The sequence below is a fragment of the Litoribacter ruber genome, from assembly GCF_018449405.1.
GTDB lineage: Bacteria > Bacteroidota > Bacteroidia > Cytophagales > Cyclobacteriaceae > Litoribacter > Litoribacter ruber.
The window spans coordinates 292003-308981 of sequence record NZ_JAHCMY010000003.1; the positions used below are offsets into that span (position 1 = coordinate 292003).

The 16979-nt window shown below is 42.2% G+C and carries 13 protein-coding genes and 4 tRNA genes; all 17 read left to right on the forward strand.

Going from position 1 to position 16979, the window contains the following annotated elements; genetic code table 11:
- Positions 1 to 149: 149 nt before the first annotated feature.
- The 17 genes from KI659_RS08275 to fusA all read left to right on the forward strand — a co-directional run bounded on the left by KI659_RS08275 (position 150) and on the right by fusA (position 16973).
- Positions 150 to 232: transfer RNA gene (locus KI659_RS08275), tRNA-Tyr, on the forward strand.
- Positions 233 to 282: 50 nt separating this feature from the next.
- Positions 283 to 355 (forward strand) — tRNA-Gly (locus KI659_RS08280).
- A gap of 36 nt (positions 356 to 391) precedes the next feature.
- Positions 392 to 463 (forward strand) — tRNA-Thr (locus KI659_RS08285).
- Positions 464 to 523: 60 nt separating this feature from the next.
- Entirely contained in the window at positions 524 to 1711 is a 1188-nt protein-coding gene (tuf, locus tag KI659_RS08290; protein ID WP_213944876.1) for an elongation factor Tu, read from the forward strand.
- A 119-nt stretch (positions 1712 to 1830) separates the two neighbouring features.
- Positions 1831 to 1904: transfer RNA gene (locus KI659_RS08295), tRNA-Trp, on the forward strand.
- 15 nt (positions 1905 to 1919) lie between these two features.
- Positions 1920 to 2108, forward strand: coding sequence for a preprotein translocase subunit SecE (gene secE, locus KI659_RS08300; protein WP_143959993.1), 189 nt, complete (start codon positions 1920 to 1922; stop codon positions 2106 to 2108).
- Between the two features lie 19 nt (positions 2109 to 2127).
- Positions 2128 to 2685 carry a transcription termination/antitermination protein NusG gene (gene nusG / locus KI659_RS08305; protein ID WP_213944877.1) on the forward strand — a complete coding sequence of 186 codons (558 nt, stop codon included), beginning with the start codon at positions 2128 to 2130 and terminating at the stop codon, positions 2683 to 2685.
- Positions 2686 to 2688: 3 nt separating this feature from the next.
- Positions 2689 to 3132, forward strand: a complete 444-nt coding sequence (gene rplK / locus KI659_RS08310; protein ID WP_213944878.1) for a 50S ribosomal protein L11 — start codon at positions 2689 to 2691, stop codon at positions 3130 to 3132.
- 10 nt (positions 3133 to 3142) lie between these two features.
- Complete coding sequence (rplA, locus tag KI659_RS08315) at positions 3143 to 3841, forward strand: 50S ribosomal protein L1 (RefSeq protein WP_213944879.1); 699 nt, start codon at positions 3143 to 3145, stop codon at positions 3839 to 3841.
- 2 nt (positions 3842 to 3843) lie between these two features.
- Positions 3844 to 4383 carry a 50S ribosomal protein L10 gene (gene rplJ, locus KI659_RS08320; protein WP_213944880.1) on the forward strand — a complete coding sequence of 180 codons (540 nt, stop codon included), beginning with the start codon at positions 3844 to 3846 and terminating at the stop codon, positions 4381 to 4383.
- A gap of 51 nt (positions 4384 to 4434) precedes the next feature.
- A complete protein-coding gene (gene rplL / locus KI659_RS08325) occupies positions 4435 to 4812 on the forward strand; it encodes a 50S ribosomal protein L7/L12 (protein WP_213944881.1) in 378 nt (125 codons plus the stop codon).
- Positions 4813 to 4969: 157 nt separating this feature from the next.
- On the forward strand, positions 4970 to 8833 hold the full coding sequence (gene rpoB, locus KI659_RS08330; RefSeq protein WP_213944882.1) for a DNA-directed RNA polymerase subunit beta: 3864 nt from the start codon (positions 4970 to 4972) through the stop codon (positions 8831 to 8833).
- 47 nt (positions 8834 to 8880) lie between these two features.
- Positions 8881 to 13191 carry a DNA-directed RNA polymerase subunit beta' gene (gene rpoC, locus KI659_RS08335; RefSeq protein ID WP_213944883.1) on the forward strand — a complete coding sequence of 1437 codons (4311 nt, stop codon included), beginning with the start codon at positions 8881 to 8883 and terminating at the stop codon, positions 13189 to 13191.
- A gap of 264 nt (positions 13192 to 13455) precedes the next feature.
- The gene (locus KI659_RS08340; RefSeq protein WP_213944884.1) at positions 13456 to 13779 is read left to right on the forward strand and encodes a DUF3467 domain-containing protein; all 324 of its coding nucleotides are present in this window, start codon (positions 13456 to 13458) and stop codon (positions 13777 to 13779) included.
- Between the two features lie 189 nt (positions 13780 to 13968).
- Positions 13969 to 14352, forward strand: a complete 384-nt coding sequence (gene rpsL / locus KI659_RS08345; protein ID WP_143960002.1) for a 30S ribosomal protein S12 — start codon at positions 13969 to 13971, stop codon at positions 14350 to 14352.
- A 24-nt stretch (positions 14353 to 14376) separates the two neighbouring features.
- Positions 14377 to 14844, forward strand: a complete 468-nt coding sequence (gene rpsG / locus KI659_RS08350; protein ID WP_143960003.1) for a 30S ribosomal protein S7 — start codon at positions 14377 to 14379, stop codon at positions 14842 to 14844.
- An 8-nt stretch (positions 14845 to 14852) separates the two neighbouring features.
- On the forward strand, positions 14853 to 16973 hold the full coding sequence (fusA, locus tag KI659_RS08355; protein ID WP_213944885.1) for an elongation factor G: 2121 nt from the start codon (positions 14853 to 14855) through the stop codon (positions 16971 to 16973).
- Positions 16974 to 16979: the final 6 nt, after the last annotated feature.

The window sequence follows — 16979 nt, forward strand, 5'->3', positions numbered from 1 at the left end:
GATGACGAAACGCTTAAGCGGGAAGGTTAAAAAAATATGAGATTTTTTCAGCCAATATTTTGATAGTTTCACAAAAGCCTATAATTTTGCCATCCGTTAAGACATACAAAAACAAACAAACGTTTTGAAAATGGCTTAGCGGATCAGTTGGGGGAATACCAAAGCGGCCAACTGGGACGGACTGTAAATCCGTTGACTTATGTCTTCACAGGTTCGAATCCTGTTTCCCCCACAATTTATTCGCAAAACTTTTGTAGTTTTGCAAGCATATTAGATTAACAAGCGGGAGTAGCTCAGTTGGTAGAGCGGCAGCCTTCCAAGCTGCAGGTCGCGGGTTCGAGCCTCGTCTCCCGCTCTATGCTTGTTTATAGGCATACTATTAATGTTATCAGCCGACGTAGCTCAGGGGTAGAGTGCTTCCTTGGTAAGGAAGAGGTCACGGGTTCAAATCCCGTCGTTGGCTCAGAGACATTCAGAAAAAATAACTAATTCATATCTTTAACTAAACAGAGGATTTTCACGCATGGCAAAAGCAACCTTTGACCGTTCCAAACCGCACGTTAATATCGGTACTATTGGTCACGTAGATCATGGTAAGACTACCTTGACAGCTGCCATTACGACCGTATTGGCTAACAAGGGTCTTTCTGAATTAAGAGATTTCTCTTCTATCGACAACGCTCCAGAAGAAAAAGAAAGAGGTATCACTATCAATACTTCACACGTAGAATACCAGACAGAGAAGCGTCACTATGCGCACGTTGACTGTCCAGGTCACGCGGATTACGTGAAGAACATGGTAACTGGTGCTGCTCAGATGGACGGTGCAATTCTTGTAGTTGCTGCCACTGACGGACCAATGCCTCAAACTAGAGAGCACATCCTTCTTGCTCGTCAGGTAGGTGTACCAGCTCTAGTAGTTTTCTTGAACAAAGTTGACTTGGTAGATGATCCTGAATTGTTAGAACTAGTTGAAATGGAAGTAAGAGAGCTTCTTTCTTTCTATGATTTCGACGGTGACAACATCCCTGTGATTTCCGGTTCTGCTCTTGGTGGTCTTAATGGCGACGAGAAGTGGGTAGACCAAATCATGGAATTGATGAACGCTGTAGATGAGCACATTCCTCTTCCTGAGCGTCTTATCGACAAAGACTTCTTGATGCCTGTAGAGGACGTATTCTCGATCACTGGTCGTGGTACTGTAGCTACTGGTAGAATCGAAAGAGGTGTAATCAACTCTGGTGATCCAGTAGATATCATCGGTATGGGTGCTGAAGGTCTTAAGTCTACCGTAACTGGTGTTGAGATGTTCCGTAAGATCCTAGACAGAGGTGAAGCTGGTGACAACGTAGGTCTACTTCTTAGAGGTATTGAGAAATCTCAAATCAAGAGAGGTATGATCATTTGTAAGCCTGGTTCTGTGAAGCCACACGCTCACTTCAAAGCTGAGGTTTACGTACTTTCAAAAGAAGAAGGTGGACGTCACACTCCATTCTTCAACAAATACCGTCCACAGTTCTACTTGAGAACAACTGACGTAACTGGAGAGATCAAACTTCCTGAGAACGTTGAAATGGTTATGCCAGGTGATAACGTTACTATCGAAGTGAATCTTTTGAGCCCAGTAGCTCTTGAGAAAGGTCTTAGATTCGCTATCCGTGAGGGTGGTAGAACAGTAGGTGCTGGACAGGTTACTGAAATCCTTGACTAATCCTTAGTGATTGAAATAAATTCAAATGCGGTTCTGAAATTTATCGGAATCGCATTTGTTTCTTTAAGGAAAATTGACTAGTTTTGCGTTCCGTTTGGAATGAGCAATTCAACAAATACACGGGCATAGTTCAATGGTAGAATAGCGGTCTCCAAAACCGTTGATGGGAGTTCGAATCTCTCTGCCCGTGCCACTAAATCATAAAATCATGAATGTTAAGAATTTTGTAGTTGAGTCAATAGACGAGATGAAGAACAAGGTTACTTGGCCTACATATTCGTCTTTGCAGAATAGTGCTGTATTGGTTCTTGTGGCGTCTTTGATTTTCGCACTGGTTATCGGTGTGATTGATCTGAGCTTCGAGAATTTGATGACATGGTTTTACGATTTATTTTAATTGAGAATTAAAGTTACGGATGGCTGAACATAAATGGTACGTACTTAGAGTGGTTGCAGGGCAAGAAAAGAAGGCTAAATCATATTTAGACAACGAGATTGCCAGGCAAAAGCTTGAGGAATTTATTCCTGAGGTTTTGATCCCCTCTGAGAAAGTTTACGAAATGCGCAATGGTAAGAAGCGGGTAAGGGAGAGAAACTATTTCCCGGGTTACGTTTTAGTCCATGCTGACATTACCAATGGTGAGGCCAATCACGTGATTACAAGTATTCCGGGAGTTATCGGTTTCTTAGGGTCAAGCACAGGGGGAGCTTCCAAAACCCCTGAACCATTACGCCAGTCAGAAGTCAACAGGATTTTAGGTCGTGTTGAGGACGTGGATGAGTTTGCCGAGAAATTAGATACCCCATATATAGTTGGAGAGACCATAAAAGTAATGGATGGTCCTTTCAGTGGGTTCCAGGGTACAATAGAAGAGGTGTTTGAAGACAAGAAGAAATTGAATGTTATGGTCAAGATCTTCGGTCGGAACACGCCTGTCGAATTAAACTTTATGCAAGTAGAAAAACTAGACTAGGAAATGGCTAAGGAAATTACTGGTTATCTGAAATTACAGGTGAAAGGTGGCCAGGCAAATCCATCTCCTCCAGTTGGTCCGGCCCTTGGTTCAAAGGGTTTGAACATCATGGAGTTCTGTAAGCAGTTCAATGCTAGAACTCAGGAAAAAATGGGTCAAGTTGTTCCTGTTCTTATCACGATTTATTCGGATAAGTCTTTTGACTTCGTAGTAAAAACTCCTCCAGCAGCAAACTTGCTAATTGAGGCGGCGAAGATCAAAGCTGGTTCATCAGAACCAAACAGGAAGAAAGTAGGATCTGTTACCTGGGATCAAGTTAAGGAAATTGCCGAGGTGAAAATGCCTGACTTGAATGCTTTCAAAGTAGAATCTGCCATGAAAATGATCGCAGGTACTGCAAGAAGTATGGGAATCACAGTTTCAGGAAAAGCTCCTTGGGAGGAATAAATATTAAACAATGGCTAAGTTAACAAAAAAGCAAAAAGAAGCTCTTTCTAAATACGACCCAAGCCAACAGTACTCCCTGGCTGACGCTTCTTCAATTGTGAAGGACATCACTACTACCAAGTTTGATGCTTCTGTAGATCTAGACATCCGTTTGGGTGTTGATCCACGTAAAGCAGATCAAATGGTAAGAGGAGTAGTGGCGTTGCCTCACGGTACAGGCAAGGACGTTAAAGTTCTTGTGCTTTGTACTCCTGAAAAGGAAGAAGAAGCAAAGGAAGCTGGAGCGGACTATGTGGGATTGGATGACTATATTGCCAAAATCGAAGGCGGATGGACTGACGTAGATGTCATCATCACTATGCCTAACGTAATGGCGAAAGTAGGTAGGTTAGGTAGAGTATTAGGACCAAGAGGTTTGATGCCTAATCCTAAATCCGGTACTGTAACCCTTGATGTAGGGAAAGCGGTAAAAGAAGTTAAAGCCGGTAAGATCGACTTTAAAGTAGATAAATTTGGTATCATCCACGCGAGTGTGGGCAAGGTATCTTTCGGACCTGAGCAAATTCAGGACAACGTGAAGGAACTTATTGCTACCATTTCTAAGTTAAAGCCAGCATCTTCAAAAGGTACATATTTCAAGAGTATACATTTGTCTAGCACAATGTCTCCTGGTATTGCAATAGATAAAGGGAGTATTCAAGGTATATAATTATGACTAGAGAGGAAAAACAAGTAGTAATCGAAAGTCTTACCGAGAAATTAAAAGAAACTCCGCATTTCTATATCACAGATGCATCCGGTTTCAACGTGGCTCAGGTAAATGCTTTCAGAAGAATGTGTTTTGAAAAAGGAGTCGAGTACAGGGTTTACAAGAACACCCTTATCCAAAAGGCGTTAGAAAACCTTGACACTGATTACGCTGCTTTTTCAGAGCAAACACTTAAAGGTTTTTCAGGGATTATCTTCTCTCCGGAGACTTCTAATCTTCCTGCCAAAATCATTAAGGATTTCAGAAAGAAATTAGGTAAGAAAGAAACAAGACCAGTTTTCAAAGGTGCTTCCATTGACAGCGATCTTTTCATAGGTGAGAAAAACCTTGAAATGTTGTCAACCCTTAAATCTAAGGAGGAGCTACTGGGAGAAATCATTGGATTGCTTCAATCTCCTGCCAAAAACGTTATCTCTGCGCTCAAGAGTGGCCAGGATAAACTTGCAGGACTTGTTAAAACTCTTTCTGAAAGAGAATCTTAAAATATCATCAAATCAATTAGTTTAAAAACAATCAATTAAAATAATAATACAATGGCAGATCTTAAAGCATTCGCTGAGCAGTTAGTTAACTTGACTGTTAAAGAAGTTAGTGAGTTAGCCACTATTTTGAAAGACGAGTATGGTATCGAACCTGCTGCTGCTGCTCCAATGATGGTAGCCGGTGGTGGAGCTGGTGAAGGTGCTGGAGAAGAAGAAAAAACTTCTTTTGACGTTATTTTGAAAGCTGCTGGTGGACAGAAACTTGCTGTAGTTAAGCTTGTAAAAGAATTGACTGGTCTTGGTCTTAAAGAGGCTAAAGAAGTAGTTGATAGCGCTCCTAAAGCGGTTAAAGAAGGTATCGCTAAAGACGAAGCGGAAGCTCTTAAAAAGCAACTTGAAGAAGCTGGAGCTGAAGTTGAGCTTAAATAATCTCCTTAACCTTTCACCCAGAGGGTAAAGGTTAAAAAAATTAGACCTGACTGTATAGTCAGGTCTTTTCCTGTTTGTGCGCAGTTTAAAAATTGCACTATTCTAAGCGATAATTGTCGCATTTGGTTATAAATTATCACTATAAACATATACTGCCTTGGCTATCCAGAATCAACCCGAAAGGAAAAGTTTCTCATCTATTAAGGTAGTCAAAGACTATCCGGATTTCCTAGATATCCAGCTTCAATCTTTCAAAGATTTCTTTCAGCTAGATACCCCAGCTGAAAAAAGAAGACAGGATGGTCTTTTCAAGGTGTTTTCTGAGAATTTCCCTATCAGTGATTCCAGAGAAAACTTCACCCTTGAATTCATTGACTACGCCGTAGATCCTCCAAAATACAACGTTTCCGAAAGTATTGACCGAGGGCTTACCTATTCTGTTCCGTTGAAAGCAAAACTTCGTCTATTGTGCTCTGATGAGGACAACGAGGATTTTGAAACCATCGAACAGGAAGTATTCTTAGGAAACCTTCCTTACATGACCGAAAAAGGCTCCTTTGTAATCAACGGTGCCGAGCGTGTAATTGTATCTCAATTGCACAGGTCTCCAGGCGTATTCTTCGCTCAAAGTAAACATACCAACGGTACAAAACTATATTCTGCAAGAATTATTCCTTTTAAAGGTTCTTGGATCGAATTTGCTACCGACATCAATAACGTGATGTATGCTTACATTGACCGTAAGAAAAAATTCCCTGTTACGACTTTGTTGAGAGCAATCGGATACGGCTCTGATAAGCAAATCTTGGATCTGTTTGGACTTTCTGAAGAAGTTCCTTCCACCAAAGCTGCTTTGAAGAAAGTAAGTGGTAGAAAGCTAGCTGCCCGTGTTTTGAGAACTTGGGTAGAGGATTTCGTGGATGAGGATACTGGTGAGGTAGTTTCTATTGACAGAAACGAAGTATTGTTGGAAAGAGACTCCATCCTTACTGACGAGGATATCGAGTTGATTTTGGAATCCGGCTCCAAAAGCATCATCCTTCACAGAGAAGATGTTAATGTAGCCGATTACTCCATCATCTACAACACCCTACAGAAAGATAATTCCAATTCTGAGAAAGAGGCGGTGGAAGTTATCTATAGACAGTTAAGAAATACTGAAGCTACTGCCCGTGAGGTTATTCATGGTCTTTTCTTCTCTGACAAGCGATATGACTTGGGAGAAGTAGGACGATATAGAATTAACAAGAAACTTGGTTTGGACATCGCTTCAGACAAGATCGTGTTGACCACCGAAGATATCATCAACATTGTGAAGTATCTAATCGGTCTAATCAACTCTAAAGCGGTAGTCGATGATATTGACCACTTGAGTAATAGAAGGGTTAGAACTGTAGGCGAGCAATTGTATAGCCAGTTCGGTGTAGGTCTTGCCAGAATGGCCAGAACTATCCGTGAAAGAATGAACGTAAGAGATAACGAAGATTTCAAGCCTGTTGATTTGATCAATGCTAGAACTCTTTCTTCTGTTATCAACTCATTCTTTGGTACCAATCAGCTTTCTCAATTTATGGATCAGACCAACCCGCTAGCCGAGTTGACCCATAAAAGAAGGTTGTCAGCTTTGGGTCCAGGTGGTCTTTCAAGAGAAAGAGCAGGTTTCGAGGTTCGTGATGTACATTATACTCACTACGGCCGTCTTTGTACGATTGAAACACCAGAAGGTCCAAACATTGGTTTGATTTCTTCCCTTTGCGTTCACGCTAAAGTGAACTCTATGGGCTTCTTGGAGACTCCATATAGGAAAGTGAAGGAAGGTAAAGTTTCCATGAATGTTGAAGACATTGTGTTCTTAACCGCTGAAGAGGAAGATGATAACAACATCGCCCAGGCAAATGCACCTCTTGATGATGCAGGTAACTTTATCAATGAGAGAGTAAAAGCTAGATTTGAAGGTGACTTCCCAGTGTTGGAACCAAATGAAATCAGCTACATGGACGTTGCTCCTAACCAGATTGTATCGGTTGCGGCTTCATTGATTCCATTCTTGGAACATGATGACGCCAACCGTGCTTTGATGGGATCAAACATGCAGCGTCAAGCAGTGCCGTTGTTGAAAGCAGAGTCTCCGATTGTGGGTACAGGGCTTGAAGCAAAAGCTGCTGTTGACTCGAGATCATTGATCATTGCTGAGGCTGATGGTGTGGTAGACTATGTGGATGCCAAGAAAATTACCATTAAATATGAATTAACTGAAGATGAGCTTATGGTCAACTTCAGTGACGAATATAAAACTTATGACCTGATCAAGTTCAGAAGAACCAACCAGGACACCACCATCAATTTGACTCCATTGGTACTTAAGGGCCAAAAGGTAGTGAAGGGGCAGGTGTTGGTAGAAGGTTATTCAACCAACCAAGGAGAGCTTGCTTTGGGTAAAAACCTTCAAGTGGCTTACATGCCATGGCAAGGTTACAACTTTGAGGATGCTATCGTAATTTCCGAAAGGGTTGTAAGAGAAGATATCTTTACTTCTATCCACGTTGAAGAGTTCCAGTTGGAAGTTAGAGACACCAAGAGAGGTGAAGAAGAATTGACATCTGAAATTCCCAATGTTTCCGAAGAGGCAGTTAAAAACCTTGACGAAAACGGTATAATCAGAATTGGCGCTGAACTGAAAGAAGGTGATATCATCATCGGTAAGATCACGCCAAAAGGTGAAACTGATCCTACACCTGAAGAGAAACTTCTGAGAGCTATCTTCGGTGACAAGGCTGGGGATGTGAAGGACGCTTCTTTGAAAGCTTCTCCTTCATTGAACGGTGTGGTAATCGATACCAAATTGTTCAGCAGACCTAAGAAGGATAAGGATCTAAGAGCTAAGTCTAAAGCTGAGGTTGAAAAACTTAAGAACCAATACTCCAAAGATCTTCTTGGTGTAAGGGCTAAGATGATCAATAAATTGGTGAAGCTTCTTGATGGTAAGACTTCTCAAGGTGTAAAGCACAAGTTTGGGGATGAGATTATCAGCAAAGGCGTGAAGTTTAACCACAAAAATATTGAGCAAAACTTATTCCCTGCTAAGAACCCTTATAGAGATGAGTCTAACTACAATGTGGCTGAGGAAGCTAACCTGATTTCGGATATCATCCTAGATGACTGGACTGAGGATGCGCATACCAACTCATTGATTCAGCAATTGGTGAAAAACTATACCAATACAAGAAATGAAATCTCCGGGATCTTCAAGCGTGACAAGTTCACTCATGAGGTAGGGGATGAGCTTCCAGCGGGAATCGTTCAGTTGGCTAAAGTATATGTCGCCAAGAAGAGAAAGCTAAAAGTAGGTGATAAGATGGCGGGCCGTCACGGTAACAAAGGTATCGTGGCCAAGATCGTAAGAGATGAGGACATGCCATTCTTGGAAGACGGTACCCCAATGGATATCGTATTGAACCCACTTGGTGTACCATCTCGGATGAACATAGGACAGATCTTTGAAACTGTATTGGCTTGGGCTGGTAAGAAGCTTAATAAAAAGTATGCGACCCCAATCTTCGATGGTGCTACCATGGATGAAGTGGCTACAGAACTTGATGCTGCAGGTTTGCCATCATTTGGTAGAACTTACCTTTATGATGGTCTATCGGGCAAGAAGTTTGACCAGCCAGTGACAGTGGGTGTAGCCTACATGTTGAAACTGGGTCACTTGGTGGATGATAAGATGCACGCCAGATCTATCGGACCATACTCGTTGATTACTCAACAGCCATTGGGTGGTAAAGCCCAGTTTGGTGGACAGAGATTCGGGGAGATGGAAGTGTGGGCATTGGAGGCCTTTGGTGCTTCCCATGTACTTCAAGAAATCCTGACCGTGAAATCCGATGATGTGATCGGTAGGGCCAAGGCTTACGAAGCAATAGTAAAAGGAGAAAACCTTCCGAAACCAAATATTCCGGAATCCTTCAACGTATTGGTTCACGAGCTTAGAGGCCTTGCTCTAGAAATCACCTTGGATTAATTTGATAAAACGGGCCGTAAGGCCCTTCACATACTCACAAATAAATTATGGCTTTCAGAAAAAATAAAAAACTAAACAACGACTTTTCCAGAGTCACTATTAGTTTAGCTTCTCCAGAATCCATTTTGGATAGCTCGCATGGTGAAGTGACCCAGCCGGAAACGATCAACTATAGAACCTACAAGCCTGAAATGGGTGGGTTGTTCTGTGAGCGTATCTTCGGTCCGGTCAAAGACTGGGAATGTCATTGTGGTAAATATAAGCGCATAAGATATAAAGGTATCATCTGTGACCGATGTGGTGTAGAAGTTACTGAGAAGAAGGTAAGAAGAGAAAGAATGGGCCACATTGAATTGGTGGTTCCAGTTGCCCACATTTGGTATTTCAAATCCCTGCCTAACAAAATAGGTTACCTTCTTGGACTTCCAACCAAGAAATTGGACCAGATTGTTTATTATGAAAGATATGCCGTAATCCAGCCAGGTGTAAAAGCCGAAGATGGATTGCAATACTTGGACTTTTTGACCGAGGACGAATACTTGGATATCATGGACAAGCTGCCGAAAGAAAATCAGCAGCTAGATGACCAGGATCCTAATAAATTTATCGCCAGAATGGGTGCTGAAGCTATTGAAATGTTGTTGTCAAGACTGGATCTTGATGACCTTTCCTACAGCTTGAGACACCAGGCGGCTACTGATACTTCTCAGCAAAGAAAAGCGGAGGCTTTGAAAAGGCTGAAAGTAGTGGAAGCGTTTAGAGATGCAAGAACCAGAATTGAGAACCGTCCGGAATGGATGGTGGTAAGAATGGTTCCTGTAATTCCACCGGAGTTGAGACCGTTGGTTCCTTTGGATGGTGGTAGATTTGCTACTTCTGATTTGAATGATCTTTACAGAAGAGTGATCATCAGAAATAACCGTTTGAAGAGACTTATCGATATCAAGGCTCCTGAAGTGATCTTGAGAAATGAGAAAAGAATGCTTCAGGAAGCTGTAGATTCACTATTTGATAACTCAAGAAAAGTGAACGCAGTAAGATCTGATGGAAACAGAGCATTGAAGTCGCTTTCTGATATGTTGAAAGGTAAGCAAGGTCGTTTCCGTCAAAACCTGTTGGGTAAGCGTGTCGATTATTCTGGTCGATCGGTTATTGTAGTAGGTCCTGAATTGAAGCTTCACGAATGTGGTCTTCCCAAAAACATGGCGGCTGAACTTTTCAAGCCTTTTATTATCAGAAAACTGATTGAAAGAGGAATTGTAAAGACAGTTAAGTCTGCCAAAAAGATTGTAGATAGAAAAGATCCAGTGGTGTGGGATATCCTTGAAAATGTATTGAAAGGACACCCTGTATTGCTAAACAGAGCCCCAACTCTTCACAGGTTGGGTATCCAGGCCTTCCAGCCAAAATTGATTGAAGGAAAAGCAATCCAGTTGCACCCATTGGTATGTACAGCTTTCAACGCCGATTTTGACGGTGACCAGATGGCTGTTCACGTACCGCTTGGACATGAGGCAATCTTGGAGGCTTCAACATTGATGTTGGCATCTCACAACATTTTGAACCCGGCTAACGGCGCCCCTATTACTGTACCTTCTCAAGATATGGTTTTGGGTCTGTATTATGTAACTAAGGGCAAGCGCTCTACGGAAGAGGAGAAAGTAGCAGGTGAAGGCATGACTTTCTACGGAGAGGAAGATGTAATCATTGCTTTGAACGAAGGCAAGATTTCTCAGCATGCTTTTATCAAGTGTAAAGTATCTATTAGAAACGAAGCCGGTGAACTTGAAAACAAGATCATTGAAACAGTAGCAGGAAGGTTGATCTTCAACCAGTTTGTTCCTGAGCAAGTAGGTTTCGTTAATGAACTTTTGACTAAGAAAAAGCTTCAGCAGATTATTGGTGAAGTGGTGAAAATTTGCGGTATCGCAAGAAGTGCCCAGTTCCTAGATGATATCAAACATCTAGGATTCCAAATGGCTTATCAGGGTGGTCTATCAATGGGTCTTAATGACGTTATTATCCCAGATGATAAAGAACCGCTGATTGCCAAAGCCAAAGAGGAAGTTGACCAGGTTTGGAACAACTACTTAATGGGTCTTATCACCGACAACGAAAGATATAACCAGGTAATTGATATCTGGACTAGAACAAACTCCCATTTGACTAACATCTTGATGAAGCAAATGGAAGAGGATAAGCAAGGATTCAACGCCATCTATATGATGATGCACTCTGGAGCCAGGGGTTCTAGAGAGCAAATCAGACAGCTGGGAGGTATGAGAGGTCTAATGGCCAAGCCGCAGAAAAACCTTCAAGGTTCTGTCGGTGAGATCATCGAAAACCCGATCCTTTCCAACTTTAAAGAAGGTCTTGATGTATTGGAGTACTTTATTTCCACTCACGGTGCCCGTAAGGGTCTTGCCGATACGGCCTTGAAAACTGCCGATGCGGGTTACTTAACCCGTCGTTTAGTGGATGTTGCTCAAGATATGATCGTGTCCGAGGAGGATTGTGGTACCTTGAGAGGTCTAGTAGTAGAGGCATTGAAAGACAATGACGAAATCGTTGAGCCACTTTCTGAAAGAATTGTAGGCAGGGTATCTGTTCACGATGTGTACGACCCTATCTCTGACGAATTGATCTTGACTGGTGGGGAGGAAATCTCCGAAGAACTTGCCAAGAGAGTAGATGAGTCTGCTATTGATGAGGTTGAAATCAGGTCGGTATTGACATGTGAAACTAGAAGAGGTGTATGTACCAAATGTTACGGTAGAAACCTGACTTCGGGCAATATAGTACAGACAGGTGAGTCTGTAGGTGTAATTGCTGCCCAGTCTATTGGTGAGCCAGGTACACAGCTTACCCTTAGAACCTTCCACGTGGGTGGTACCGCTTCCAACATTTCTGTTGAGGCAAGTATACCTGCCAAGTTTGATGGTGTCATCGAATTTGAAGAAGAACTAAGATGGATCAATACTACAAATAAGGACGGTGAAGCTGTTACAATTGTAATGGGTAGATCTGGCGAGGTGAAAATTAACGATGCCAAGTCTGGCAAAACATTAGTGACAAACCACGTGCCTTACGGTGCGATCTTGAATGTAGTAGAAGGTCAGAAGATCTCTAAAGGAGATTCTCTATGTACTTGGGATCCATACAATGCCGTGATTCTCTCTGAGTTTGACGGTGAGGTAGCCTTTGATGCCATCCTTGAAGGCATCACTTACAAGGAAGTATCTGATGAGCAGACAGGTTATAGAGAGAAAGTAATTATCGAAACTAAGGATAAGACTAAGAACCCTGCCGTGGTAGTAAACTATGGTGACGAGACTAAGTCATACAATATTCCAGTGGGAGCCCACCTTTCTGTAGAGGCAGGTGAAAAGGTAAAAGCTGGTCAAATCCTAGTGAAGATTCCTAGATCTGTGGGTAAAACTAGAGATATTACCGGTGGTCTTCCAAGGGTTACTGAATTGTTTGAGGCAAGAAACCCATCCAATCCGGCTGTAGTTTCTGAAATCGACGGTGTGGTAACTTATGGTGGTATCAAACGTGGTAACAGAGAAATCTTCATCGAATCCAAAGATGGTGTTAAGAAGAGATACATGGTATCCCTTTCCAAGCACATCCTTGTGCAGGAAAATGACTTCATTAGAGCTGGTGAGCCGTTGTCAGATGGTGCCATCACGCCTAATGATATCCTTTCCATCAAAGGCCCTACTGCAGTACAGGAATATTTAGTGAATGAAATCCAGGAAGTATATCGTCTTCAGGGTGTGAAAATCAACGATAAGCACATCGAGGTGATTGTAAGCCAAATGATGCAGAAAGTTGAGATCCTTGATGCTGGAGATACTGGATTCCTTCAAGGTCAGATTGTTGACAAGTGGGCTTTCAGAGAGGAAAATGATAACATCTTGGATAAGAAAGTAGTAATGGATGCCGGTGACAGCAACAGCTTAAAGCCAGGTATGATCATCACTACCAGAAGACTGAGAGATGAGAATTCTAGCTTGAAGAGAAAAGACTTGAAACTTGTGCAGGTGAGAGATGCAGAAACTGCGGTTTCCAAACCTACCCTACAAGGTATCACTGCTTCTTCTTTGGGTACGGAAAGCTTTATATCGGCAGCTTCCTTCCAGGAGACGACTAAGGTGTTGAGTGAGGCGGCTATCCGCGGTAAGCGTGACGAGTTGTTGGGCTTGAAGGAGAACGTGATCGTTGGTCACTTGATCCCAGCCGGTACCGGTCAGAGAAGATTCAAAGATGTGATCGTTGGATCTCAGGAAGATTATGAAAGACTTTCAACTGAAAAGGAGAAGTCTACCAGAAAATCCAAAGAGACTATAAAGTAATAGCGATTTTATAACAAAAAAGGCCTGTCTCAAAGCAGGCCTTTTTTGTTTCCTGCGAGGCAAAGGAAAATGAGAACATAACTTTGCGGAAAGAGGAGGGATACAAGAATTTCATCGAGTTTTGCACAGAATTACGCAGAGTTGCCCCTAGGATTACCTTATTGAAGATAATAGTATTTTCTAGAAAAATAGGATACTGACACTGACAGAAATATGGCAGAGATGGAAAAGGAGTAGCAGATAAACACTTTAATTTAAGAGTAAATGGATTCAGAAGAAAAATTACCCCAGGATCAGCAGATCAATGTGGAGCTTCCCGAAGAGGTGGCTGAAGGAGTTTATGCCAATCTGGCGATGATAGCGCATTCCAATTCAGAATTTGTGGTGGATTTCATCCGTTTGATGCCGGGTGTGCCCAAGGCCAAGGTTAAATCTAGGATCATCATGACTCCGGATCACGCCAAAAGGCTGTTGCAAGCCTTGAAAGAAAATGTTGAAAAATACGAAGCCGCTTTCGGTAAAATTAATGGGGGAGGGGAAGGTCCTTCTTTTCCCATGAATTTCGGTGGGACGACAGGAGAGGCATGAGGATTAGTTTATATTCTATAGTCCATGCTCCCTAGTTGAAAGCCAACGGCCGACTGTGGCCTGTTGACTATGGGCTATCATCTACAATAAAATATAACTCTTTAATTTTGTTAGTTTTAACGATTTGATTACCTTTGCAGTCCAAAAATCAGTTTAAAAAAGTAAGGAAAAACTAAATTTTATCAGTTAATGCCTACTATACAGCAGTTAGTAAGAAAAGGTAGAAATACCCTTGAGACCAAATCCAAGTCAAGAGCCTTGGATGCGTGCCCTCAGCGTAGGGGTGTGTGTACTAGAGTGTACACCACTACTCCTAAGAAGCCTAACTCAGCAATGAGAAAGGTAGCTAGGGTTAGGTTGACGAATGGAAAAGAAGTTAACGCTTATATTCCAGGTGAAGGTCACAATTTGCAAGAACACTCTATCGTGTTGATCAGAGGTGGTCGTGTGAAGGATCTTCCAGGTGTGCGTTATCACATCATTCGAGGTGCATTGGATACTTCTGGAGTTAAAGACCGTAAGCAAGGTCGTTCCAAGTACGGTGCTAAGCGTCCTAAGGCCGCTAAAAAATAATCCATATTTTAACATTACGAAATAATGAGAAAAGCGAAACCAAAAAAGAGATATATTCTTCCTGATCCGAAGTTTAATGACACTTTGGTGACAAAATTTGTGAACTGCCTTATGGTGGACGGGAAGAAGAGTATTGCTTACAAAATCTTTTATGACGCAGTAGCGAAAGTAGAAGACAAAACAGGTGAGAACGGTCTTGAGCTTTGGAAGAAAGCGCTTAACAATATAACTCCCGCTGTAGAGGTGAAGAGTCGTAGAGTTGGGGGAGCTACTTTCCAGGTGCCTATGGAGGTGAGACCTGAAAGAAAGACTTCACTAGGTATTAAGTGGATGATCACTTATTCTAGAAAAAGAGGTGAGAAAACAATGATGGATAGACTTGCCGGTGAAATCATGGCGGCATCCAAAGGCGAAGGCGCTGCGGTGAAGAAGAAAGACGACACGCATAGAATGGCAGAAGCCAACAAAGCATTCTCACACTTTAGATTCTAAACAATAAGATGGCGAATAGAGACTTAAAATACACTAGAAACATTGGTATTGCTGCGCACATTGATGCGGGTAAGACTACTACGACCGAGCGTATCCTTTTCTATACAGGTGTGAGCCACAAACTTGGTGAGGTGCACGATGGTGCGGCTACCATGGACTGGATGGCCCAAGAGCAGGAAAGAGGGATCACGATCACCTCAGCAGCTACAACAGTTTTCTGGGATTACAGAGACAAAAAATATCAAATCAATGTAATTGATACTCCAGGTCACGTTGACTTCACTGTAGAGGTTAACAGGTCTTTGAGAGTACTTGACGGTTTGGTTTTCCTTTTCAGTGCTGTGGACGGTGTAGAGCCACAGTCTGAGACTAACTGGCGTTTGGCTGATAATTATAAAGTTGCCCGAATCGGATTCGTTAACAAAATGGACCGTGCTGGTGCTAACTTCCTAGAAGTTTGTAAGCAAGTAAAAGAGATGTTGGGTAGCTACGCAGTTCCATTGCAGCTTCCTATCGGATCAGAAGATAAATTCAGAGGTGTTGTTGATTTGATTAACAACAGAGCCATCATTTGGAATGAAGAAGATTTTGGAATGACCTTCGAACAGGTTCCGATTCCAGAGGACATGGTAGATGATGTAGCCCAGTGGAGAGAGCATTTGCTTGAGGCGGTAGCCGAGTATGATGAGTCTCTTATGGAGAAATTCTTCGAAGATCCAAACTCAATTACTGAAGAAGAAATTTTAACTGCACTTAGAGCAGCTACTATTGACATGAAGATTGTACCTATGGTATGTGGGTCTTCATTCAAAAATAAAGGTGTTCAGACCATGCTTGACCTTGTGATGGAATTGTTGCCATCTCCATTGGAAAAAGGTGATCTTTACGCTACATCTGTTGATTCAGAAGAAAAAGTATTGATTAAGCCTGATGTAAATGAACCGTTCACAGGTTTGGCTTTCAAGATTGCAACCGATCCTTTCGTAGGTCGTCTTTGCTTCGTGAGGGCTTACTCAGGTAAATTGGATTCTGGATCTTATATTTTCAACACGCGTTCTGGTAACAAAGAGCGTATTTCCAGAGTGTTCCAAATGCACGCCAACAAGCAGAACCAAATCGAGAGATTGGAAGCTGGTGATATTGGTGCTGTAGTTGGTTTTAAGGATATCAAAACGGGTGATACACTTTGCGATGAGAAGCGTAAGGTGGTAATGGAGTCCATGGTATTCCCTGAGCCGGTTATCGGATATGCTATTGAGCCCAAAACTCAGGCTGATGTTGATAAGCTAGGTATGGCTATCGCCAAACTTGTAGAAGAAGATCCTACACTTCAGGTGAACACTGACCACGAAACTGGTCAGACTATCTTGAGAGGTATGGGTGAGCTTCACCTTGATATCATCATCGACCGTCTTAAAAGAGAATTTAAGGTTGAAATCAACCAAGGTGCTCCACAGGTGGCATACAAAGAAGCTTTGTATGGCAACATTGAGCACAAAGAGGTTTATAAAAAGCAGTCTGGTGGTAAAGGTAAGTTTGCAGACATTGTGTTCGAACTTGGACCAAAAGATCCAGATCCAGAAACAGGTGAAATCAAGCCAGGACTTGATTTTGTCAACGGTATCGTTGGTGGTGTAATTCCTAAGGAATTCATCCCTGCTATCCAAAAAGGATTTGCAGAGGCCATGAAAAACGGTCCATTGGCAGGTTATCCTGTCGAAAGTATGAAAGTTAGGTTGTTCCACGGTTCCTTCCACGATGTCGATTCAGATGCTCTTTCTTTCGAACTAGCTGCAAGAATCGGTTTTAAAGAAGCTGCTAAGAAAGCCAAGCCACAACTATTGGAGCCAATCATGGCTGTGGATGTTGTAACTCCTGATGAATATACTGGTCCTATCACAGGTGACTTGAACAGAAGAAGAGGATTGATGAAAGGTATGGATACCAAAGGTACTTCCTCCGTAATCAAAGCTTCAGTGCCATTGTCTGAATTGTTCGGTTATATCACTGACCTTAGAACGATCACTTCTGGTAGAGCAACCGCTTCTTTGACCTTCTCACACTATGAGCCGGTTCCATCGAATATTGCAGAGGCAGTTATTGCTAAAGTAAAAGGAGACAAAGCCTAAACAAAT